Below are 495 nucleotides of genomic sequence, written 5' to 3' on the forward strand. Positions count from 1 at the left end.
CTCGGTTTCCAGCTCACCCATAAACAATTGACGCACGTATGGCGTACCGTATTCCCCCTCGGGCAGGCTGATGCAATGAATAACCAACAGACTGATCTCGTCTGTCTGTGGACGCTCATCGCAGTGCGGCGACGGGTATTGAACTGCCGTTGTTATTTTATGATTTTTTATCGGGTCGCTTTTCACAGGCTCAACAAAACGGTAAAGTTTGCCCCCTAGTATCCGTATTGTCTGCTAAAAGGTAAAGCCATCTATGAGTCAGCCCGAGCTGCAACTTGCCATTCAGGACGGCGTAAGCGCCGCACTGAAGGAAGATTTATCCGGCGAAGACGCCAGTTATGATATTACTGCGCAATTGATTCTTGAGCAGAGTCAGTCCCGTGCCAGCATTATCACCCGGGAAGAAGCGGTGGTTTGCGGGTGTGGCTGGGTCGATCAAGTATTTCGCCAGCTTGGGCAGCAAGTGGAAATTGAATGGCTGGTGAAAGACGGTGA

Annotated in this window: 2 pseudogenes; one reads left to right on the forward strand and one right to left on the reverse strand. The window is 50.7% G+C overall.

The features are described from left to right. Window positions 1-186, reverse strand: a pseudogene (locus tag B3180_RS04625) (1,6-anhydro-N-acetylmuramyl-L-alanine amidase AmpD); the annotation flags it as partial. A gap of 67 nt (window positions 187-253) precedes the next feature. On the opposite strand from B3180_RS04625, the pseudogene B3180_RS04630 reads away from it, so the two are divergent. Beyond that, window positions 254-495: pseudogene (locus tag B3180_RS04630) on the forward strand (nicotinate-nucleotide diphosphorylase (carboxylating)); the annotation flags it as partial.

Origin of the sequence: Idiomarina sp. UBA4206, from assembly GCF_002383015.1 — a bacterium.
Classification (GTDB): Bacteria; Pseudomonadota; Gammaproteobacteria; order Enterobacterales; family Alteromonadaceae; genus Idiomarina; species Idiomarina abyssalis.